Origin of the sequence: Azoarcus sp. KH32C, assembly GCF_000349945.1 — a bacterium.
Lineage (GTDB): Bacteria > Pseudomonadota > Gammaproteobacteria > Burkholderiales > Rhodocyclaceae > Aromatoleum.
The window spans coordinates 2139007-2159206 of sequence record NC_020516.1; the positions used below are offsets into that span (position 1 = coordinate 2139007).

The 20200-nt window shown below is 63.7% G+C and carries 20 protein-coding genes and 1 pseudogene; 16 read left to right on the forward strand and 5 right to left on the reverse strand.

The genetic code is table 11. From position 1 onward, the window contains the following. Nucleotides 1–131: 131 nt before the first annotated feature. The gene (locus tag AZKH_RS26800) at nucleotides 132–542 is read right to left on the reverse strand and encodes a LysR family substrate-binding domain-containing protein (protein ID WP_197538774.1); all 411 of its coding nucleotides are present in this window, start codon (nucleotides 540–542) and stop codon (nucleotides 132–134) included. A gap of 92 nt (nucleotides 543–634) precedes the next feature. On the opposite strand from AZKH_RS26800, the gene AZKH_RS09385 reads away from it, so the two are divergent. Beyond that, nucleotides 635–781, forward strand: a complete 147-nt coding sequence (locus AZKH_RS09385) for a hypothetical protein (protein ID WP_197538795.1) — start codon at nucleotides 635–637, stop codon at nucleotides 779–781. 54 nt (nucleotides 782–835) lie between these two features. Here the strand turns inward: AZKH_RS09385 and AZKH_RS09390 are convergent, their stop codons facing one another. Then, nucleotides 836–2077: an MFS transporter gene (locus AZKH_RS09390; RefSeq protein ID WP_015435523.1), complete on the reverse strand. Its 1242-nt coding sequence runs from the start codon at nucleotides 2075–2077 to the stop codon at nucleotides 836–838. Nucleotides 2078–2152: 75 nt separating this feature from the next. Beyond that, the gene (locus AZKH_RS09395) at nucleotides 2153–3067 is read right to left on the reverse strand and encodes a LysR family transcriptional regulator (protein ID WP_015435524.1); all 915 of its coding nucleotides are present in this window, start codon (nucleotides 3065–3067) and stop codon (nucleotides 2153–2155) included. A gap of 134 nt (nucleotides 3068–3201) precedes the next feature. Between AZKH_RS09395 and AZKH_RS09400 the strand changes: the two genes are divergently transcribed. The 7 genes and pseudogenes from AZKH_RS09400 to dctP all read left to right on the forward strand — a co-directional run bounded on the left by AZKH_RS09400 (nucleotide 3202) and on the right by dctP (nucleotide 8688). Continuing rightward, nucleotides 3202–4020: an ABC transporter substrate-binding protein gene (locus AZKH_RS09400; RefSeq protein ID WP_015435525.1), complete on the forward strand. Its 819-nt coding sequence runs from the start codon at nucleotides 3202–3204 to the stop codon at nucleotides 4018–4020. A 39-nt stretch (nucleotides 4021–4059) separates the two neighbouring features. Beyond that, complete coding sequence (locus AZKH_RS09405; protein ID WP_015435526.1) at nucleotides 4060–4758, forward strand: amino acid ABC transporter permease; 699 nt, start codon at nucleotides 4060–4062, stop codon at nucleotides 4756–4758. A 3-nt stretch (nucleotides 4759–4761) separates the two neighbouring features. Further along, the gene (locus AZKH_RS09410) at nucleotides 4762–5514 is read left to right on the forward strand and encodes an amino acid ABC transporter permease (protein ID WP_015435527.1); all 753 of its coding nucleotides are present in this window, start codon (nucleotides 4762–4764) and stop codon (nucleotides 5512–5514) included. A 50-nt stretch (nucleotides 5515–5564) separates the two neighbouring features. After that, nucleotides 5565–6293, forward strand: coding sequence for an amino acid ABC transporter ATP-binding protein (locus AZKH_RS09415; RefSeq protein ID WP_015435528.1), 729 nt, complete (start codon nucleotides 5565–5567; stop codon nucleotides 6291–6293). Nucleotides 6294–6318: 25 nt separating this feature from the next. After that, nucleotides 6319–7614 carry an aminotransferase class V-fold PLP-dependent enzyme gene (locus AZKH_RS09420; protein ID WP_015435529.1) on the forward strand — a complete coding sequence of 432 codons (1296 nt, stop codon included), beginning with the start codon at nucleotides 6319–6321 and terminating at the stop codon, nucleotides 7612–7614. A 333-nt stretch (nucleotides 7615–7947) separates the two neighbouring features. Then, complete coding sequence (locus AZKH_RS26565; protein ID WP_083903040.1) at nucleotides 7948–8187, forward strand: hypothetical protein; 240 nt, start codon at nucleotides 7948–7950, stop codon at nucleotides 8185–8187. A gap of 84 nt (nucleotides 8188–8271) precedes the next feature. Beyond that, nucleotides 8272–8688: pseudogene (gene dctP, locus AZKH_RS26805) on the forward strand (TRAP transporter substrate-binding protein DctP). 124 nt (nucleotides 8689–8812) lie between these two features. Here the strand turns inward: dctP and AZKH_RS09435 are convergent. Together AZKH_RS09435 and AZKH_RS09440 are read right to left on the reverse strand one after the other, a co-directional pair. Continuing rightward, entirely contained in the window at nucleotides 8813–10183 is a 1371-nt protein-coding gene (locus tag AZKH_RS09435; protein ID WP_015435533.1) for an OprD family outer membrane porin, read from the reverse strand. 204 nt (nucleotides 10184–10387) lie between these two features. Further along, the gene (locus tag AZKH_RS09440) at nucleotides 10388–11293 is read right to left on the reverse strand and encodes a LysR family transcriptional regulator (protein ID WP_015435534.1); all 906 of its coding nucleotides are present in this window, start codon (nucleotides 11291–11293) and stop codon (nucleotides 10388–10390) included. Between the two features lie 149 nt (nucleotides 11294–11442). On the opposite strand from AZKH_RS09440, the gene AZKH_RS09445 reads away from it, so the two are divergent. The 8 genes from AZKH_RS09445 to AZKH_RS09480 all read left to right on the forward strand — a co-directional run bounded on the left by AZKH_RS09445 (nucleotide 11443) and on the right by AZKH_RS09480 (nucleotide 20053). Next, on the forward strand, nucleotides 11443–12522 hold the full coding sequence (locus tag AZKH_RS09445; protein ID WP_015435535.1) for a 4-oxalomesaconate tautomerase: 1080 nt from the start codon (nucleotides 11443–11445) through the stop codon (nucleotides 12520–12522). A gap of 91 nt (nucleotides 12523–12613) precedes the next feature. Further along, nucleotides 12614–13615, forward strand: coding sequence for a DctP family TRAP transporter solute-binding subunit (locus AZKH_RS09450; RefSeq protein WP_015435536.1), 1002 nt, complete (start codon nucleotides 12614–12616; stop codon nucleotides 13613–13615). Between the two features lie 85 nt (nucleotides 13616–13700). Next, complete coding sequence (locus tag AZKH_RS09455; RefSeq protein ID WP_015435537.1) at nucleotides 13701–14408, forward strand: TRAP transporter small permease; 708 nt, start codon at nucleotides 13701–13703, stop codon at nucleotides 14406–14408. Then, nucleotides 14405–15688 carry a TRAP transporter large permease gene (locus tag AZKH_RS09460; RefSeq protein ID WP_041656046.1) on the forward strand — a complete coding sequence of 428 codons (1284 nt, stop codon included), beginning with the start codon at nucleotides 14405–14407 and terminating at the stop codon, nucleotides 15686–15688. The genes AZKH_RS09455 and AZKH_RS09460 overlap by 4 nt, the downstream gene beginning before the upstream one ends. A gap of 73 nt (nucleotides 15689–15761) precedes the next feature. Beyond that, a complete protein-coding gene (locus AZKH_RS09465) occupies nucleotides 15762–16607 on the forward strand; it encodes a MaoC family dehydratase N-terminal domain-containing protein (protein ID WP_015435539.1) in 846 nt (281 codons plus the stop codon). Nucleotides 16608–16617: 10 nt separating this feature from the next. Continuing rightward, nucleotides 16618–17799: a CaiB/BaiF CoA-transferase family protein gene (locus tag AZKH_RS09470; RefSeq protein ID WP_015435540.1), complete on the forward strand. Its 1182-nt coding sequence runs from the start codon at nucleotides 16618–16620 to the stop codon at nucleotides 17797–17799. An 18-nt stretch (nucleotides 17800–17817) separates the two neighbouring features. Next, entirely contained in the window at nucleotides 17818–18639 is an 822-nt protein-coding gene (locus AZKH_RS09475) for a CoA ester lyase (protein ID WP_015435541.1), read from the forward strand. A gap of 55 nt (nucleotides 18640–18694) precedes the next feature. Beyond that, a complete protein-coding gene (locus AZKH_RS09480) occupies nucleotides 18695–20053 on the forward strand; it encodes an adenylosuccinate lyase family protein (protein ID WP_015435542.1) in 1359 nt (452 codons plus the stop codon). Nucleotides 20054–20200: the final 147 nt, after the last annotated feature.

Consider the following 20200-nt stretch of genomic DNA (forward strand, 5'->3'; position numbering starts at 1 on the left):
TGATCGTGCATATGCTTGAGCAGGAGATCGCGCCCCACTATCTGGATCGAGAGGACGCCGGAACGGTGCTCCGCTCGGTCCGGTGCACGCTGGCGATCGGGACTCTACCTTGAGAGTCCGACCAGAGGCGGTCAGCTTTCCGATGCTTGGATCTTCCTCCTCCGCGTTCTCGACGGAGCAATGCTCGCCGAGATGGTGGCGATTACGGCGTGGAGAAGCGGATTCTCCCGCGCCGTACTCCATGCCACTGCAGTTGTTACCACGCTGACGTTTTCCTTCAGCGGACGGACGACCACGCTGTCCGGTGCGATGTTCCTGAGCGTCGAGGGCACCGGGGCGATGCCTTGGCCGCAGCCAACGAAGGCAATTTGGGAGGCGACGGAGCGGACTTCGTTGAGGATTCTCGGGGAAAAGCCGCTGGCTCGGCAGGCACTGATGAGGCTGTCGAAGTACTGCGGGCTGACGTGACGGGAGAACATGACGAAGCTCTCGTCGGCGAGCGATGCGAGGCGGATGCGGGCCGTCGCTGCGAGGGGGGGGATTTCGGCAGCGCGACGGCGAGGCGGCCTCGCGCAAGGGGAGGGAGGTGATGGTCGGGCCCATTTCGCCTTCGAGTCGGGCGAAGGCGAGGTACGTGTTCCGCTGGGCGGAGCCCCAGGCGCTTCCCGTTACGGTCGTCGCCGGCGCCGATCATTTCTTCTCGGGGCGGCTGTCGGTGCTCGCCAGGGCCGTCAGCGCAAACCTCAAGGACATTCCAGCCGACAGCGGCTTGCCGCGCTGAACACGCAGTACGCAAGGACTTTGTCCTGACGGCGTTTCGGCAAGCTGTTCGGTACTATTCCCGACCGGCCGCCGTCGCCCGGAACGCCCGCCACAGCGTCAGGTCGTATGCGATTTTCAGCGCGCCGCAGGCCACCAGCGGCGCTGCGAGCCACCCTGCGGCGAACATCGCCCCGCCGAGCGTCGGGCCGGCAGCGGAGGCGAGGCTGCGCGGCACCGCGGTGAAGCTGGCCGCAGCGGCGCGCTCGCCCGGTGTCACGACCGCCATCACGAAAGCGCCGCGCGCAGGCACGTCCATCTGCGACAGGAGCGAGCGCACGATCATCAGCCCCAGCGCAATCTCCAGCTTCGGCACGAAGGCCGCGGCGATCAGGCAGACACTTGCCGGGATGTGCGTGAACACCATCGTATTGAGCAGGCCGATCCGCTTGGCGAGCCGCGGCGCGGCCAATTGGGACGCCGCGGAGCATAGCCCCGACCAGAAGAAGAACGCGCCGGCTGCGGCCAGCGACAGATCGAAGCGCTGGAACAGCCAGAGCGCCAGCAGCGAATTCACCGCCAGTCCGCCGGCGAAGGAGTCGACCGAGAACAGCGCCGCGAGACGGACGACGATCCCGCGCGACGGCCCGAGCGGAACGGCGGCACGCGTTTCCTCGGGATGCGGTGCCGGCAGGCGGCGGTAGAGCAGCCAGACGGCACAGCCGACGGCGCCGTAGAGGACGAACATGGCGCGCAGCGCATCCACGCGCGATATTCCGGCCCCCGCCACGATCAGGTCCGGCAGCGCTGCGGCCAAGGCCCCCGCTGCAGCGAACAGGGAACCGAGCAGGCTGTAGCGGGCAAAGAGCGCAGTGCGGGCCTCGGGCTTGGCCGCTTCGGCGAGCCGGGCATGTTCCAGCGGCAGAAACACGCTGACGTCGCCGGAGCTCGGGTTCAGCGTGCCGACGAAAGCGATGACCAGCAACGGCCAGAAGCCGGACGCGGCGGCGAACAGGAATCCCGTGCACGTCATCAGCACCGCGGCACCGGATAGCAGCCGTCGGTGATGAAGACGATGCCCCCACGCGCCGACCGCGAGCGTCGCCGCCGCGGAACCGAAAAGCGTGGCCGACGCGATCAGCCCCACTGCCCAAGTACCCAGCCCCAGCGCGAGAAGATAGGCGGGGAGCAGCACCGCGATATAGCCGTCGGCGAAAGCCCGCATGGCGCGGCCGACGAGCAGCGGGAGGACGTCTTCGCGGACGCCGTCGGGAAGGACGACACGCCGGATCAGGCCGGGCTCAGGAAGTCGCGACACGTTCGCCTCTCGAAACGGGAATCGCCATTGTCGCTGCCGAATGCGCTTCGCGGGCGACTCATCGATGGGCGCCCGTCACCGGACGATCGGCCCCGTGTCGAACATTCTCGTGAAGTCGCAGCTCTCCTGCGCGAGCATCACGATGGAGGACACCACCGTGCTGCGCTGCTCTCCCTTGTACATCGCAAGGTACTCGGTCTTCGGCAGTGCCGGATTTACCTTCACGACCTCGAGTTTGCCGGCCTGGATCATCGGTTCCATGCACTTCAACGGCAGATAGCTGATCCCCAAGCCGGATAGGGTGAACCCGATCAACGCGATCAGGTTGTTGCTGGTCAATGTGTTGGACGGCTTCACCCCGAGTCCCTTGAACCACCGTTCGTAGAGCAGGCCCGTCCCGGACTTGTCACCCTGCGTCAGCAGTCGATGGGCCGCGAGTTCGTGCAGGCGCAAGGGTCGGCGCGATTCGATCATCCCCGGCTTGGCCATCCAGACGTTTTCCACCTTTCCCACCGGGACAGACGAGAAACGCGTGTCGTTGACGGCGCTGGGCGCGATCATCAGGTCGATCTCGTCGGCGAGGAGCTTGTCGCGCAGGCTCACACTCAAGTCCACGTCGGGCTCCACGGTCACCTTCGGATAGAAGGTATTGATGGCGTTTACAAGACGCGGCAGCCAGGTCAGCGCGGTCAGCTCGGTGACCCCGATGCGGATGCGCCGCTCGACGACCGCTCCGCGACTGAACTGATCGACCGCGGCATCACGCTGCTCGAGCAGTTTCTTCGCCAACAGGAACATTTCCTCTCCCTTCTCCGTGAGCCGAGCGGCACGCAGCGAGCGGTCGAAGAGCGGCGTTTCGAACAAGGACTCCAGTTCCTGCACTCGCTTGGAGACGGCCGATTGCGTCGTGTGCAGCTTCTGGGCCGCTTGCGAGAAGCCGCCGAGCTGCACGACCCAGTAGATCGCTTCGAGTTGCTTGAAGGTCAGCATCGGAAACAGCGCCTGACGGCTCTCCTACGGATCGAAAAAAGGAATTCGAATGGATTCTGAAATATCGCTTTTTTTAATTCAAGTCGCCGCCCAGAATTTGATCATCCAATAACGTAAATCACAGGAGACAATCCATGCGTAAAGCCCTCATCACGACCATCACGGCCGCCAGCCTTTCCTTCCTGTCGGCAACGGCCAGTGCCGATCAGCTGGCGGATATCAAGCAGAAAGGAACGCTGGTCTGCGGCACGCTGGGGACGGCCGAGCCCTTCAGCTTCCCCAATCCGCAGAGCCGCGAAATCCAGGGATACGACGTCGATTTCTGCAACGCCGTCGCCAAGAGCCTGGGCGTGAAGCTGGAGCTGAAGCTCATTGCCGTCGCCGCGCGCATTCCCGAATTGCAGCAGGGGCGCGTGGACGTCGTCGCCGCCAACCTCGGCTGGTCGCCCGAGCGGGCGGAGCAGATCGCCTACAGCGACGCCTACTACGTCAGCCTGCAGAAAGTGGCCACGAAGCGGGCCGACGCGATGAAGACGACGACCGATCTGGCCGGCAAGCGGGTCAGTGCAACCAAGGGTTCGTCGTCGGAGCAGGCCGTCCGTAAAGCCATCCCGACGGCCAGCACCGTGACCTACCAGGATCCGCCCGCCGCTTTCCTCGCCCTGCAACAGGGCAAGGTCGATGGCTTCGCGGTTTCCGAACTCATGCTGGTCAAGTTCAAGCAGCAAGTCGAAGCCACGACCCCGATCGACATCCTCGAACCCGCGTTGATGGTCGAACCCTGGGGCATCGGCCTGCGCAAGGGCGAAGAGAGCCTCCTCAAGCACGTCAATGGTGTCCTGGAATCGCTGGAGAAGTCCGGCGAGGCTTCCCGGATCTTTGACAAGTGGCTCGGTGCCAGTACTCCATACAACATGAAGCGCGGCTTCAAGATCGAAGCGATCAAGGGCTGACCGGGCGCGGACGGAGAGGTGGATTCCGGAGTCTCTGCCATGACCAACAAACTGGATTTCTCGATCCTGCTGAAGGACGAGTACCTGCAATTGATCGCCAACGGGCTCGTCACGATGTTCGAGCTGACGGCACTCGCCTGGGTGCTCGCGATGGCCGTCGGCATCGTGCTGGCACTGGTGCGGATGACGAATAGCCGGGCCGCCCAGGTCGCCGTCGCAGCGTATGTCGAGTACCACCAGAACGTGCCCATGCTCGTTCAGATCTTCCTGTGGTACTTCGGCATCGCGTCGATGCTTCCCGCCGAAACCCAGCAGTGGGTCAACCGGCACGGGAGCGAATTCCTGTTCGCCTTCATCGCCGTCGGGCTGTGCATGGCGGCGTACATGTCTGAAGCGCTTCGCGGCGGCATCCGCTCGATCCCGAAGGCGCAGCTGGAAGCGTCGCGGGCACTGGGACTGACGTATCTGCAGGCGTTCCGGCTCGTCATCCTGCCCCAGGCCCTGCGCGCGGCACTGCCGACGCTCGTCAGTTACACGGTGCTGCTGTTCAAGAACACCAGCCTTGCGATGGCGATCGGCGTGGCAGAGCTGACCTATGCGACGCGGGAGATCGAGAGCCAGTCCTTCCGGACCGTGGAGGTGTATTTCTTTGCGTCGCTCGTCTATCTGGCGGTCTCGCTGCTGATCATGTTCGCCGGCTCCGCCTTCGAAAACCGTTACCGGATGAAGACGAGGTAAGCCGTGGGCGACATTCTGATGATTCTGCGCGATTACGGCACGCTGCTCTTGATCGGGCAATACCCGAACGGCCCGCTCGGCGGCGTCGTGATCACTTTCCTCCTTGCCGTGCTGGGCATCGCGCTGGCCTTTCCCCTCGGCGTCGCGCTTGCGCTGGCCCGCACCGGGCAGATCGCGTGGCTGCGGCGCACCGCGGCGGCAGCGATCGCCGTGGTGCGCGGGGTGCCGCTGGTCATGTTCATCTTCTGGGTCTATTTCTTCTGGCCGCTGCTTATCGGCAGGACGGTGAGCGGATTCACGACGATGCTCGTTACGCTGGTGATCTACCAGGCTGCCTATCTGGCCGAAATCGTCCGCGCCGGCATCGAGGGACTCCCGAAGGGACAGATGGAGGCGGCACGCGCCGTGGGGCTGAGCCACCTGCAGGCGAGCTTCAAGGTGATCCTGCCGCAGGCGACCTACAACATGCTCCCGTCCTTGATCAGCCAGTTCGTATCCACCATCAAGGAAACCTCGCTGGGCTACGTGATCAGCGTCAATGAACTGACCTTTGCCGCGAACCAGATCAACAGCAGCCTGCTGACGATGCCCTTCCAGGTGTTCGCGATCCTTGCGGCGATCTACTTCGTCATGTGCTTCTCGCTGACGCAATTGGCACGTCACGTCGAACGCCGGATCGCCCGGAAGCGGGCGGGCGTAACCAAAGTGGCCGAGCGAGTGTCCGTCGTCCCCGCGACGCCGGTGACGGCCGACTGACCTTCAAATACGGATCGAATGTCATGACAACTTCTTCCGGGAACCAACCCATGATCGCCTTCGAGAACGTCAACAAGTGGTACGGCGACTATCACGCGCTCAACGACATCTCCGCCGAAATCGGCCGCGGTGAAGTGGTGGTTCTTTGCGGCCCTTCCGGCTCGGGCAAGTCGACCCTGATCCGCACCGTCAATCGCCTCGAGGAGATCCAGAACGGGCGAATCGAATTCGACGGCGAGGACATCCATTCGCGGCGACTGGATCTCAACAAGTTTCGCAGTCACGTCGGCTTCGTGTTCCAGAGCTTCAATCTGTTTCCGCACCTGTCGGTGGCGGAGAACATCATGCTGGCCCCCGTCACCGTGCTCAAGAAAAAGCGCAATGAAGCCCGCGAGCGGGCCCTGCAACTCCTCGCCAGAGTTGGCTTGGCGGCCAAGGCCGACGCTTATCCCGGACAACTGTCCGGCGGGCAGCAGCAACGCGTCGCGATTGCGCGGGCGCTGGCAATGGATCCGCCGGCGATGCTCTTCGACGAGCCGACGAGCGCACTCGACCCCGAAATGGTCGGTGAAGTCCTGCAGGTGATGAAGTCGCTCGCACGCGACGGCATGACGATGATGTGCGTGACCCACGAAATGAACTTCGCCCGCGAGGTCGCCGACCGGGTGTGGTTCCTCGATCAGGGCCGCATCGTCGAGTCCGGGAGCCCCGCCGAATTCTTCTCCAACCCCCAAAGCGATCGGGCGAAGAAGTTTCTCTCCGATCTGCGCTCCCACTGATCCACAGAACAAAGGAATCGACAGCATGGACAAGCCCAAGGGCGAATTCTTCCCCGACGCATTGCAGCGCGAAATCAAGGATCGCTTCCACTACGTCGACCACGATCCGAATGGCCGTGCGCGGCTTTTCTTCGAGAACGCGGGGGGCTCCCTGCGTCTGAAGGCCGCGGTAGAGGCGGTCGCGAGAATCGACGCGATCCCGGATTGCCCTGAACGGATCCACGAGATCGCGGTATATCTGCAGGACATCCAGGTCGCGGGCGCCGCCGATGTGCGCACGATGCTGAATGCGAAGGGCGGCACCGTCTATGCGTCGCTGACCGCCTCCGGCGCGATGTTCGACTTGGTGCGCGCCGTCGCGGAAAACGTGCCGGGCGACAACATGGTGACGACCGTGCTCGAACACCCCTCGTCGTTCGACGCGATGACCTTGTATGCGCAACGGACCGGCAAGGCGCTGCGCGTCGCGCGGAGCAACCCGACGACCGGCGGGATCGACGTGGAGGAGGTCGTCGGACTGATCGACCAGGGTACCTGTCTGTTGAGCGTGATGTACGCGTCCAACATTTCCGGTGCAAAGATCGACATCGAGGCCATCGTGCGGCGGGCGCGCGAAATCAATCCCGACCTCTACGTCATCGTCGATGCCGTTCAGCATGCCCCGCACGGCCTGATCGACCTGCAGCGCACGCCCGTCGACGCGATCAACATCGCGCCCTATAAATTCTTCGGCTGCCGCGGTTCGGGCCTTTCCTGGCTGTCGGATCGCGCCGCCGTGTTGCCGCACCACAAGCTTGCCGGCAAGAAGCCGGACTTCTGGGATCTGGGCAGCGCGGCGCCGTGGCAGTTCGCCGTGATCACCGAAATCACGAACTACGTCTGCTGGCTCGGCAGCCAATTCAGCGACAGCCAGGACCGGCGCACGCTGTACGCCTGCGGCATCGACCGGATTGCGTTGCACGAGCGCGCGCTGCTCGCACGCCTGCTCGACGGCACGGACGGCCGCGCCGGCCTGCGCGCGATTCCCGGCGTGAAGGTCTTCCTGGATTACGAGGATCTCAGCAAACGGGACTTGATCGTCGCGATCGCCCTCGACGGCCTGGAGCATACCCAGGCCGTGCGCGAATACGAGCGCCGTGGCGTGATCGTCTATGAGCGTGTCGCGTCGAGCATTTATTCGCGGCGAATGCTGGAGTCCTTCGGACTGGAAGGCGCGGTCCGCGTGTCGCCGATCCACTGCCATGTGCCAACGGACATCGATCGATTCCTCGAGATCACGCGGGAAATCAGCGAGGCCTTTACGGTAGCCGAGGCAGGGTAGTTTGGCGTCGTTGCGGGGCGCGGGCTCATGCAGAGACTCTGTCGTCGACCACTTCGCAAAACGCGAAGACGGGCTGCCGGCATAGCAATTCCGCCGGGTTTTCGCCCCCCTTATCGTGTCTCCGTAAGTTCAAGGAGACAGCCGAATGGAAGCGCTAAAGGTCCACCCGGGCCGGACTGATCAGCAGTTTCATTTGGTCATGATGGTTCAGGCTTGGCGTTTTGCGAAGGGTTGCTGCGATCACGGCAATTCTGCCGTTTCAAGTGGGTTGCTAGAGTGGGTTCATCCACTGCGGGGAACGCTCTGCAGCCGAAATGCGACAAGGAGAAGACAGTGATCGACCACCTGGATCATCTGGTCCTGACGACCGCCGATGAGCCGGTGCCGGGTTCGCTCGACCTGTGCTTCATCGCCGCAATTCCGCTGGAAGAGGTCATCGCACAGGTCCGCGAGAAGGGTGTGGCGATCGTCGAAGGGCCGGTCATGCGGACCGGCGCTACCTCCAGGATCCGGTCCATCTACGTGCGGGATCCGGATCTGAACCTGATCGAGATTTCTGAGCTGTCACGTTGATCCGATACCCCGAATACAAAGACGAGGAGACAAAACATGAAGTCGAAACTCATCTAATTGGCGCTGATGATGGCCGCGGCATGCATGCCCGTCGCAGCCCAGCAGCCGGAGACCTTCGTGATCAAGTTCAGCCATGTGGCGAGCGCCCAGGCGCCAAAGGGTCGGGCCGCCGAGTATTTCAAGAGACTCGCCGAGGAACGCACACACGGCCGGGTGAAAGTCGAAATCTATGCCAACAGCAACTAGTACAAGGGCAAGGAGAAGATCGAAGCGCTGCAGCTGAACCCGGTACAGATGCTCGCGCCGGCCCCTGGAAAGTTCGGTCCAATGGGCATCAAACAATTCGAGGTCATCGAGTTGTCCTACCTGTTCGAGAGCATGGAGTCGGCGCAGAAGGTCATGCAGGGCCCCATCGGAAAGCAACTCCTCAAATCGCTCGAACCCAAGGGGGTGGTCGGGCTCGCCGGGCGCGCCATCGTGTCCCGGCATTTGCGAAGCTGACGACTGGCTCTGATGCGCCAAAATGGAAGGCCCAGTATTCCTGGGCCTCGACTTGCTGAGGGACTGATCTGATTGTTCTACGTGAATGACCCTCGCGCGGCGATATAGATGTCCGCCGGTCCGTTCAGAACTTGTAGGTGTAATCGAGGTAGACGCGGTGTTGTTCCCAATCGGCGCGCGGCATTCCCTTGATCGTCGGGTGATTGGTGCCGTGCTCGATGTTCGAGTCGTAGTTCATGTACATGTAGCGGACGCTCAGATTCTTGACGAATGGCAGCGCGTACTGGACGTCGAATTCGCGGTAGTTCTCGCTGCCCCGGGCATCGCTGTCGATGTTGCTGCGCTTCGCGCCCGTCCCGCGAGAATACTTGAACGCGGTTTTCAGGCCAGGAACGTAATCTTTCCAGTCATACGCGATGCGCACCGAGCCGACGGTCTCGCCGTCGTTGGTGAGGTCGGGGCCGAGGCCCGCGGATGTAGGGAAGGGGTTGGTGCCATGGTCCTGCGTGAGTTTGCCGGTCCGCGACGCATCGACGGCGAAGTTGTCTTCGATCCAGAACCCGTCGAACTTGGCAACGGCCACACCAAGGGTGAAATTGCTGACCTTCCAGTCCGCGTCGAGATAGACGCCCATGCCGTCGTTGTCGATTCGGCCCGTCCCCTTGCAGTCCAGCTCCCGCTCGGCGCCGCAGACGAAGAGATGACCGGCGTCGCGCGAGGTGAATAGGCCGGCAGACAGCTTGAGCGAATTCTTGTCGAGCGGGATCTTGTAGGCGCCGACCAGACCGAACTTCGACAGGTAGCTCTTCGAATTCAGGTATTCGGCAGTCACTGACGCCGGTCCGGCCGAGTAGGAGGCCCCTAGGACGCCGACGTAATCGATGTCGTGGTCGACGCCGGCAGCGGTGGATTCGGTGCGGAACTTGACGAATTCGTCGGTGCTGCGGGCGCGCCATCGGTCGTAGACAGCGCCATAAACGTCCAGGCCGGACATGGGTTTGACGGATGCGCTGACGCCGGAATAGGTGTCGGGTACGGTTCGGGTCGAGGAGCTCTTCAGTAGCAGGCTCTCCTGCAACTGCCGCCCCACGCGGGCCTGGGCGAAATCGTCATACTTGAGCTTGACGTAGGCTTGGGCGAGCGTCGCATAGGAATCCCGGAGTTGGCCGTTATTGCCCACCTCGACGAGGTTGGTGGTGGGGACGCCGCTGCTACCGATACGGGTGACACCATACAACGAAGCGTCGGCGCCGATGACGTTGCCGAAATAGGGCGACCGGTAGTTGAGCTGCAGCCCCAGTGCGCTTTGCTCGAATTCGGTGGGTTTGGGATGCGGTGCCGATGCCGTCGGGACGGCGGTGCTCTCTTCCTTCCAATACACGCCCCGAGCCTTCAGATCGAATTCGTGCTCTCCCTCGGCTGCCTGAGCGCCGGTCGGTACGAAGTGGCCCACGGCCAGCGCTGAGAGAATTCCCATACCAATCTTGTTTTTCATTTCTGCTCCTCCTTTGAATGTCCGTCGCGCTCGGATCGGGCGCGTCCAAGTCGTCCATGTCAGTGGCCGAATGTGGGCGGATTCTAGGGAGGGGCGAAAATTGCGGGAAATGCAAAACAGACTGCGATTAATGCGTCAATGGCATTGATCGTGGCGAATGGGGGCCGCTGATGAAAATCTTCGAGTCACCGGTTCGCGGACGACTTATTCTCGTGCCGGTTTCGCCTGCGCGTGCTCCTTCAGCAGCTCGAAAAACGCATTGGCCGCGGGAGACAAGGTGTTGTTCTTGCGACGGAGGATCGTGATCTTTCGCTTCACGATGGGGCTGACCAGGGGAATGCGGCAGACGCCGGGACGCGCGCCTTCTTCGAGGGTCGAGGCGGGAAGTATCGCGGTGCCGACGCCTGCGGCGACGAGACTGATGGCGGTCGCGTGATGCTGGACTTCGTAGGCGCCGCTCAGGCTGATGCCGCGCTTGGCCAGTTGATAGTCCATGAACACGCGCGTCGCGGTCATGCTGCCGACCACCACCAGCTCCGTCTCACGCATGTCGGACCAGGTGACCGACTTGCGGTCGCTCAACGGATGTTCCTGGCGGCAGAAGAACATCAGCGGTTCTTCGAGTAGCGGTGTCTCCAGCAGCTCTGGATGGCGTTCGGTGGGAATGCCAATGCCGATCTCGGCTTGTCCGTGCAGAACGGCGTCGCGGACCTCGAACGCTGTCGTGTCGATCAGGCGGACGCGATTCCCTGGATGGGACTCCATGTAGCGGCGGATCACCGCCGGCAGCACATGCGAGGCCATGGTCGGCACGCAGGCGAGGGTGAAGCTGCCGCGGGCGTGCTTCGACATGTCCTTCAGCCTGCCCACCGCGAGCGTCATCTCCCCGACGATCGCCTTCGCCTGCGGCAGGAATTCCCGACCCACGGCGGTCAGTTCGACGTAGCGGGTCGTGCGGTCGAGGAGGCGCAGGCCGAGATAGGACTCCAGCTTTTGCACGCGGCGGGTCAACGCCGTCTGCGTGACGTGCAGGTGCTCGGCGGCCTTGCTGAAGCCGCCGAGTTCGGCGATCACGACGAAGGCCTGTATCCCGTCGAAGTCGATTTTCATATTGGGCTCCTTGATACAGTGCGACGGCGGGTTTCCGCATCTATGCTGAAAATGCAATAAAACCGACATTCATTGCATTTCAGTAATGATCGCCCCGTCACTACCATTGCCTCACAAAACAGCAGAACGTGCAACAAGGAGACCGGCAAGTGGATCACATACCCTGCGTGCTGATGCGTGGCGGATCGTCGAAGGGCTTGTTCTTCCTCGCGGAGAACCTGCCCGAGGATCCGGCGGCCCGCGATCGGCTGCTGCTCGCGGCAATGGGCTCGCCCGATCTGCGTCAGATCGACGGCATGGGCGGTGGCAACGACCTTAGCAGCAAGGTTGTGATCGTGGCCCCCTCGCGGCGCCCCGATGCCGATGTGGAATATCTCTTCGCACAGGTTTCGGTGGAGCGCGACCTGGTCGATGTGCTCCCCAACAGCGGCAACATGTTGGCGGCGGTGGGGCCTTTCGCGATTGAACGCGGGCTCGTCAGAGCGTCGAGCCCGGCCACCCGCGTCCGCATTCTGAATATCAACAGCGGCAAGCTGGTCGAAGCGGTCGTGCAGACACCCGGCGGCGAGGTGACGTACAGCGGCAGTTTTCATCTTGACGGTGTGCCGGGAACGAGCGCGCCGATCACGCTCAATTTCCTCGATCCGGCGGGCACCAAGACCGGCAAGCTGTTGCCGACCGGGAACGCCCAGGATGTTGTCGCGGGCCTGCCGGTGACCTGTATCGACTTCGCGATCCCGATTGTCTTCGTCAAGGCGGAATCCTTCGGAAAGAGCGGTCACGAAAGCAAGCAGGAACTGGACGGCGACTTGGTCTTTCTCGCACGGCTCGAGGAGATCCGCGTCGCGGCGGCCGAGCTGATGGGCCTTGCGGTATCGCCCGACCGGGGGGTGCCCAAGATTGCGATGATCGCCGCGCCGCGCAGCGGGGGCAGCATTGCGTCGCGCTATTTCGTGCCGTCGAGCTGCCATCCCGTCCATGCGGCAACCGGAGCGCTGGCCTTGGCCGCCGCTTGCCACACGCCCGATACCGTTGCCGAGGAACTTGCCGAGTTCGACGAAAACTCGCCACGCCGCATCGTCATCGAGCACCCGAGCGGACAGATGAGTTGCGAGCTTCACGTTGCCGCCAGTTCCAGCGGCGGCGTACCCGCCATTGACGCAGCGTCCCTCGTGACCTCGGCCCGACCGCTCCTGAGCGGCGAGGTGTTCGTGCGCCCGGTGGCGTAACGCCGCCTCCCTCCATTTTCCAAAAACTCTCAGGCCCTACCGACAGACGGGCTGCGACCAGAATGAGTTCAACACACCAAGGAGACTCGACATGAAGACCCTCTATGCACTGACTGCCGCCATCGGCATTGCGTTTTCCGGCCTTGCCGCCGCACAGGAACCCATCGTAATCAAATTCTCGCATGTCGCTGCGGCCGACACGCCGAAGGGGCAAGCTGCCGAGTACTTCAAGAAGCAGGCCGAGGCGCGCACAAAGGGCAGGGTGAAGGTCGAAATCTATGCCAACAGCACGCTCTACAAGGACAAGGAGGAGCTGGAGGCTTTGCAGATGGGGTCGGTCCAGATGCTTGCTCCGGTCGCGGGGAAGTTCGGTCCCGCCGGAGTCAAGGAGTTCGAAGTATTTGACCTGCCCTACATGTTCCCGAGCGAAGCTGCACTGCATCGCGTGACGCAAGGGCCGGTCGGCGCTTCGCTGCTCAAGAAGCTCGAAGGCCGCGGCATGGTCGGTCTGTCCTTCTGGGACGCGGGCTTCCGCGTGCTGAGCTCGAACAAGCCGATCCACACGCCGGACCAGGCAAAAGGGCAAAAGATTCGGATCAATTCGTCGAAGGTCAATCAGTCGATCATGAAATCGATCGGCGCAATTCCGCAGACGATGGCGTTCTCCGAGGTCTATCAGGCGCTTCAGACCGGTGTCGTCGATGGTGCTGACGGCAACCTTTCCAATCTGTACACGCAGAAGCAGCACGAAGTACAGAAGCATGTGACCCTGACTTACCACACCTATAGCGGCTACGTGGTGGTCACCAACAAGGCCTTCTGGGAAAAGCTTCCGCCCGACATCCGGACCGAGCTGGAAGCGGCCGTGAAGGACGCGACGGCCTACAACGCCAAGATTGCCTCCGAAGACGATGCTAAGGCGCTCGCTGCAATTCGTGCGACCGGCAAGACCGAAGTGTATACGCCGACGTCGGAGGAGCGGTCGGCGTGGATCAAGGCGATGTCTCCTGTTCAGGATGAGATGGCGAGCCGGATTGGCAAGGACGTCATCGAGGCGGTGCGCAAGGAAACCGCAAAGGTCGCGAGCAACTGATCACACGAGACGGAGGGGGCGGGCACGCGGGCATGCATTGCCCGCGGCCTGAACTCGCCCGTCCAAGACCTTTCGGGAGATTCCGATGAAATTCCTAGATCACATCGAGGAGTGGCTCATCACGTCACTGATCGGCACGGCCACCGTCGTGACCTTTGTGGCCGTGGTGCACCGCTACGCCTCGGGCCTTGCCATTCCCGGCCTGCAGGACTGGCTGCTGTCGATCAACCTGAGCTGGGCGCAGGAACTGACAATCATCCTCTTTGTGTGGATGGCGAAGTTCGGCGCGGCTTACGGTGTCCGAACCGGCATTCACGTCGGTGTCGACGTGCTGATCAACAAGCTTCCGCCGCAAGGGCGCGCGAAGCTGATCCTCTTCGGCTTGTTTGCCGGGGCGCTCTTTACCGGCATCGTCGCGACGCTGGGCGGCCGCTTCGTATGGGAGAACGGTGCCCACTATGCCTTCTTCAACCTGGCGGGACTTACGCTCGACGATGTCCTGGAAGGGCCGACCACGCCCGACCTCGAGTGGCCGACGTGGATGGTGTATAGCGCGATTCCGCTGGGTTCGAGCCTGATGTGCTTCCGCTTCCTGCAGGTCGCGGCGGGCTTCTGGCGCACCGGTGAGTTGCCGCATCACGACCACGGCCACGTCGATGGCCTCGAGGAAGCCGGGCCGGGAGCGCAATTCGACGGCTTCGCGCTCGAAGACAACCTTCATCCGCATGACCTGAAGCAGGACGCGGCCGCCATGGGCCGCACCGGCGGGAAGAACGCAGGAGAGACGAAATGACCGCCGCGGTAATTTTCGGGCTCTTGCTGGCCCTGATGCTCACCGGCATGCCGATTTCGATTTCGCTCGGCCTGACCGTCCTGACCTTTCTCTTCACGATGACCCAGGTGCCGCTGGAATCGGTGGCGCTCAAGCTCTTCACCGGCATCGAGAAGTTCGAGATCATGGCCATCCCGTTCTTCATCGTGGCCGGCAACTTCCTGACGCATGGGGGGGTGGCGCGGCGGATGATTCACTTTGCCTCGTCCATGGTCGGACATTGGTATGGCGGTCTCGGCCTGGCCGGCGTCATCGCCTGCGCGCTGTTCGCAGCGGTTTCGGGCTCTTCCCCCGCATGCGTGGTGGCGATCGGCTCGATCCTGCTGCCGGCGATGACGAAGGCGGGTTTCCCGAAGAAGTTCGGCGCCGGCGTCATCACCACCTCGGGCGCCCTCGGCATCCTTATTCCGCCGTCGATCTGCATGGTGATGTACTCGGTTGCGACCAATACTTCGGTCGGCGCGCTGTTCATGGCCGGCGTGATCCCCGGACTGGCGCTCGCGGGCGTGCTTGGCGGTGTGACGTGGTGGCGGGCAAAGAAGCACGATTACCCGCGTCAGCCCAAGGCGAGCTTCAGCGAACGCGTCAAGGCGTTCCGGGATTCGGCGTGGGGTCTGTTCCTGATCGTGCTGATCATGGGCGGCATCTACACCGGCATCTTCACGCCGACGGAGGCCGCAGCGATGAGCGCTGTCTATGCCTTCTTCGTCGCCGTGTTCGTCTATAGGGACATGTCGCTGAAGGACGTGCCGAAGGTGCTGCTCAATTCCGCGAACATGTCGGCGATGCTGTTGTACATCATCACGAACGCGGTGCTGTTCTCCTTCATCATGACGAGCGAGAACATTCCGCAGGCGTTGTCGGAATGGATGCTGGGGCACGGGCTGGGGATGGTGGCCTTCCTGCTCGCGGTGAACGTGATCCTGCTGCTTGCAGGCAACTTCATGGAACCGTCGTCGATCGTGCTGATCTTCGCGCCGATCCTGTTCCCGGTCGCAGTCAAACTCGGGATAGACCCGGTGCACTTCGGGATCATCATGGTGGTGAACATGGAGGTCGGCATGTGCCACCCGCCGGTGGGCCTGAATCTCTATGTCGCCTCCGGCATTACCAAGATGGGCATCACCGAACTGACCGTGGCCGTCTGGCCGTGGCTGCTGTCGATGCTCGGCTTCCTGATTGTCGTGACCTACTGGCCCGCCCTCACGATCTGGCTGCCGAAGACCCTCGGAATGATGTGACGCCGTGCCCGGCCCCCTGGGAAGGGCGGCCGGGTTGCGTCGCGGATTCCTCGTACCCCACGGAGAACCAAACATGAATCTCAAAGACTGGATCGGCCGCGCGGAGGAAGTCTCCGACATCGCGACGGCGACCCCTTATGCCGCGCTGTCGGCGACCTTCGACCGCGAAGCGGTTCGCCCCCCGGTGGGCACGCCGCTGCCCGCGCTGTGGCACTGGCTGTACTTCCTGCCGCTGCACAAGCAATCGGAAATCGGCCCCGACGGTCACGCCAAACGCGGCGCTTTCTTGCCGCCCGTGCCCCTGCCGCGTCGCATGTGGGCCGGCAGCCAGTTCGAATTCCACAAGCCGCTGCGCGTCGGCGACGCGATGACGCGGACCTCGACGATCCACGATGTCACCGAGAAGATCGGACGCACCGGCCCGCTGGTGTTCGTGAAGGTGCGCCACGAGATCCGCTGCGCAGGGGAGTCGGACGTCGCCTTGACCGAATTCCACGACATCGTCTATCGGGAAGCCCCGAAGCCTGACGATGTTGCGCCGCCGCCGAAGGCCGCCCCCGCGACCTCGACCTGGGAGAAGAAGTGGATCCCGGACGACGTGCTGCTGTTCCGCTACTCGGCGCTGACCTTCAACGGTCACCGCATCCACTACGACCGCAAGTACGTGACCGAGGTCGAGGGCTATCCGGGCCTGATCGTGCATGGCCCGATGATCGCGACGCTGCTGCTGGACCTGCTGCGCCACCAGATGCCCGATGCCGAGGTCGTGCGCTACGAGTTCCGCGCCGTGCGACCGGTGTTCGACATCAACCATTTCTTCGTCTGCGGTGAGCCGCAGGCGGACGGCAAGACGATTCGCCTGTGGGCGAAGGACCACGAGGGCTGGCTGACGATGGAAGCCACCGCGGTGATCAAGTGAGGAGCGAGCGATGAGACCCCTGGAAGGCATTACCGTCATCACCCTCGAACATGCGATCGCCGCGCCGTTCGCGACGCGTCAGCTCGCCGATCTCGGCGCCCGCGTGATCAAGGTGGAGCGCCCCGGTGTGGGCGACTTCGCCCGCGGCTACGACGAGCGCGTGCGCGGCCTTGCGTCGCATTTCGTGTGGACCAACCGTTCGAAGGAAAGCCTGACGCTCGACGTCAAGCATCCCGAGGCGCAGGCGATCCTCAAGCGCCTGATCGTCGAGGAGGCCGACATCGTCGTGCAGAACCTCGCGCCCGGTGCAGCGGCGCGCCTGGGCCTGTCATACCGCGAGCTCTCCGCGCTCAAGCCGGAGATCATCGTGTGCGACATCTCGGGTTACGGCAGCGACGGCCCGTATCGCGACAAGAAGGCCTACGACCTGCTGATCCAGAGCGAATCGGGCTTCCTCTCGGTGACCGGCACGGAGGCCGAGCCGTCGAAGGCGGGGCCGTCGATCGCCGACATTTCGGCCGGCATGTACGCCTACAGCAGCATCCTCGCGGCGCTGCTGCAGCGCCAGAAGACCGGCCACGGCCAGCACCTGGACATCTCGATGCTCGAGAGCCTCGTCGAGTGGATGAACTATCCGCTGTATTACGCGTTCGACGGCGCTGCGCCGCCGCGCCGCACCGGCGCCTCGCACGCAACGATCTATCCCTATGGTCCGTTCCCGGCAGGGGATGGCAAGGTCGTCATGCTCGGACTGCAGAACGAGCGCGAATGGGGCGCGTTCTGCGAGAAGGTGCTGCTGCAGCCGGGGCTCGCACGCGAGGAACGCTTTTCCTCCAACTCGCGGCGCAGCGCTGCGCGCGACGAGTTGCGCGCCATCATCCTCGACGCGTTCGCTGCGCTGACCGCCGAGCAGGTCATTGCCCGCCTGGAAGACGCCCAGATCGCCAATGCCCACGTGAATGACATGCACGCCGTGTGGGACCACCCACAGCTCAAGGCGCGAGGTCGCTGGCGCGAGGTTGGCACCGCCGCTGGTGTCGTCCCGGCATTGCTCCCCCCCGGGTCATGGGAAGAGGGCGAGCCGCGCATGGACCCCGTGCCCGCTCTCGGCGAGCACAGCGAGGCGATCCTCGCGGGCCTCGGGTACGACGCGGAGCGCATCGCGGCGCTGCGCCGTGATGGCGTGATTTGAGCGGCGGGAGTTCAGACCATGCAGATGCCGATCACCTATCTCTTCGTGCCGGGAAACCGGCCGGAGCGTTTCGACAAGGCGCTGGCTGCCGGAGCCGGAGCAATCGTCCTGGACCTGGAGGATGCCGTCGCCGCCGCGGAGAAATCCCTCGCACGGGATGCGATCGCGGACTGGTTCCCGGACCACGCGGGTGATGCCTCGCGCATCGTCGTGCGCATCAACGACGCGCAGTCGCCGTGCTTCGCGGACGACCTCGCGCTACTCAAAGCCGTTGGAGTCCGGCAGGTCATGCTGCCGAAGACCGAGTGGCGCGAGCAGGTCCGCCAGGTCATCGACGCCGTGTCGCCGACGGTGCAGGTTGTGCCGTTGATCGAGACCGCACGCGGCGTGCGCAACGTCGACGACATCGCCGCGACCGAAGGCGTTCTGCGGTTGGCGTTCGGCACGCTGGACTATGCGGTCGACCTCGACCTGTCGGGCGACGAGGCCGGCCTCGCGTACGCGTCGGCCCGCATCGCGATCGCTTCGCGATGTGCCGAACTCGCCTCGCCGGTCGCCGGCGTGACGCCTGCGATCGACGACGAGGCGCGCATCCGCGCGGACTTCGCCTCCGCTCGCGCCTTCGGTTTTGGAGCGAAGTTGTGCATTCACCCGAAGCAGGTCGCTGTCATCCACGAAGCGTGCCGCCCGTCCGCCGAGGAGTTGGCGTGGGCCGAGCGCGTGCTTGCGGCGGCTGAAACATCCGAGGGCGCGGTGCAGCTCGATGGCCGGATGATCGATCGTCCCGTGGTGCTCAAGGCCCAGGCGATCGTTGCTCGCAGTCGCTCCAGTCACGCCTAGACCGACCGTCCGGTCCCCGCATTTTCATCTTTCACGCATTTCAGGAGAACGTCCCATGGGCGCGACCATCATCGATTCAAGCATTTTCGGCAACATCTTCAGCACCGACGCGATGCGTCAGGTCTGGTCCGACCGCAACCGCACCGCCAAGTATCTGGAGATCGAGCGCGCGCTCGCCGTCGTGCAGGGGCGGCTCGGGATCATCCCGCAGGAAGCCGCCGACGAGATCGTCAAGAATTGCGATATCGACAAGATCGACATGGACAAGCTGCGTGCGCAGACCGAGCGCATCGGCTACCCGGTGCTCGGTGTCGTCTCGCAGCTCAACGCGCTGTGCCGCGACAAGCTCGGCGAGTACTGCCACTGGGGCGCGACGACGCAGGACATCACCGACACGGCGACCGTACTGCAGATGCGCGAAGGGCTGGAGATCATCGACAACGAACTGAAGGCGATCTCGGATGCGCTGGCCGAGCTGTCGCGCCGTTACCGGGACACGCCGGTGATCGGTCGCAGCAACCTGCAGCAGGCGATCCCCGTCACGTTCGGCTTCAAGACCGCTGCAATCCTCGCAGGCATCGAACGCCACCGCGAACGCCTCGTACAGCTCAAGCCCCGCGTGCTGATGGGTGAATTCGGCGGCGCCTGCGGCACGCTCGCGTCGATCGAGCGGGGCGCCATGGAGACGCAGGCCGGCCTGATGGCGGAGCTCGGGCTGGCGCAGCCCGACATCGCATGGCACACGGTGCGCGACACGATCGCCGAGGTCGGCGCTTTCCTCGGTCTCGTCGGCGGTTCGCTCGGCAAGATCGCGATGGACGTCAAGCTGATGATGCAGCACGAGGTCGCCGAGGTGTACGAACCCTTCCACCCCGGTCGCGGCTCCAGCAGCACGATGCCGCAGAAGCGCAACCCGATCTCGAGCTGCTACATCCACGCAGCGGTGTCTGTTGTGCGCCAGCATGCCGCGGCGCTGATGGATGCGATGATCGCCGACCACGAGCGCTCGACCGGGCCGTGGGAAATCGAGTGGATTGCGCTGCCGGAGGCCTTCTGCCTCCTTGCCGGTGCGCTCAAGCAGACGCGCTTCGTGCTGGAGGGGCTCGAGGTCGACGCGGCGAAGATGCGCGCGAACATCGACATCACGAACGGGCTCGTGATGTCCGAGGCGGTGATGATGGGCCTTGGCCCCTACATCGGTCGCGAGTATGCGCACGACCTGGTCTACGACCTGTGCCGCGAGGCAATCCGCACGAACCGGCCGCTCCTCGATATCCTCGCCGAGCATCCCGAGATCAACGTCCACCTCGACCGCGACGCGCTGGCGCGCATGTGCGACCCGGCGAACTACCTTGGGCAGGCCGGCGTGATGGTGGACAAGGTGCTGCAGCGTGCGGCGGGTGCGGTGCGATGAGCGACGCAGCGAGGACGACGCGGATACCGGAACAGAAAGCGGAGCCGTTCCGCGGGTGGGTGACCCCCGCCCGCGAGCCGACACCGCCAGGCAAACGGGCGCCGGACAGTTGTGAGGACTGCGATGAACTCGCGGCCGTGGCGGTGC

Excerpts from the sequence above, each read along its gene's own strand:
- AZKH_RS09395 (WP_015435524.1), bottom strand. The coding sequence starts at position 3,067 with ATGCTGACCTTCAAGCAACTCGAAGCGATCTACTGGGTCGTGCAGCTC.
- AZKH_RS09400 (WP_015435525.1), top strand. The coding sequence starts at position 3,202 with ATGCGTAAAGCCCTCATCACGACCATCACGGCCGCCAGCCTTTCCTTC.
- AZKH_RS09405 (WP_015435526.1), top strand. The coding sequence starts at position 4,060 with ATGACCAACAAACTGGATTTCTCGATCCTGCTGAAGGACGAGTACCTG.
- AZKH_RS09415 (WP_015435528.1), top strand. The coding sequence starts at position 5,565 with ATGATCGCCTTCGAGAACGTCAACAAGTGGTACGGCGACTATCACGCG.
- AZKH_RS09420 (WP_015435529.1), top strand. The coding sequence starts at position 6,319 with ATGGACAAGCCCAAGGGCGAATTCTTCCCCGACGCATTGCAGCGCGAA.
- AZKH_RS09435 (WP_015435533.1), bottom strand. The coding sequence starts at position 10,183 with ATGAAAAACAAGATTGGTATGGGAATTCTCTCAGCGCTGGCCGTGGGC.
- AZKH_RS09440 (WP_015435534.1), bottom strand. The coding sequence starts at position 11,293 with ATGAAAATCGACTTCGACGGGATACAGGCCTTCGTCGTGATCGCCGAA.
- AZKH_RS09450 (WP_015435536.1), top strand. The coding sequence starts at position 12,614 with ATGAAGACCCTCTATGCACTGACTGCCGCCATCGGCATTGCGTTTTCC.
- AZKH_RS09455 (WP_015435537.1), top strand. The coding sequence starts at position 13,701 with ATGAAATTCCTAGATCACATCGAGGAGTGGCTCATCACGTCACTGATC.
- AZKH_RS09460 (WP_041656046.1), top strand. The coding sequence starts at position 14,405 with ATGACCGCCGCGGTAATTTTCGGGCTCTTGCTGGCCCTGATGCTCACC.
- AZKH_RS09465 (WP_015435539.1), top strand. The coding sequence starts at position 15,762 with ATGAATCTCAAAGACTGGATCGGCCGCGCGGAGGAAGTCTCCGACATC.
- AZKH_RS09470 (WP_015435540.1), top strand. The coding sequence starts at position 16,618 with ATGAGACCCCTGGAAGGCATTACCGTCATCACCCTCGAACATGCGATC.
- AZKH_RS09475 (WP_015435541.1), top strand. The coding sequence starts at position 17,818 with ATGCAGATGCCGATCACCTATCTCTTCGTGCCGGGAAACCGGCCGGAG.
- AZKH_RS09480 (WP_015435542.1), top strand. The coding sequence starts at position 18,695 with ATGGGCGCGACCATCATCGATTCAAGCATTTTCGGCAACATCTTCAGC.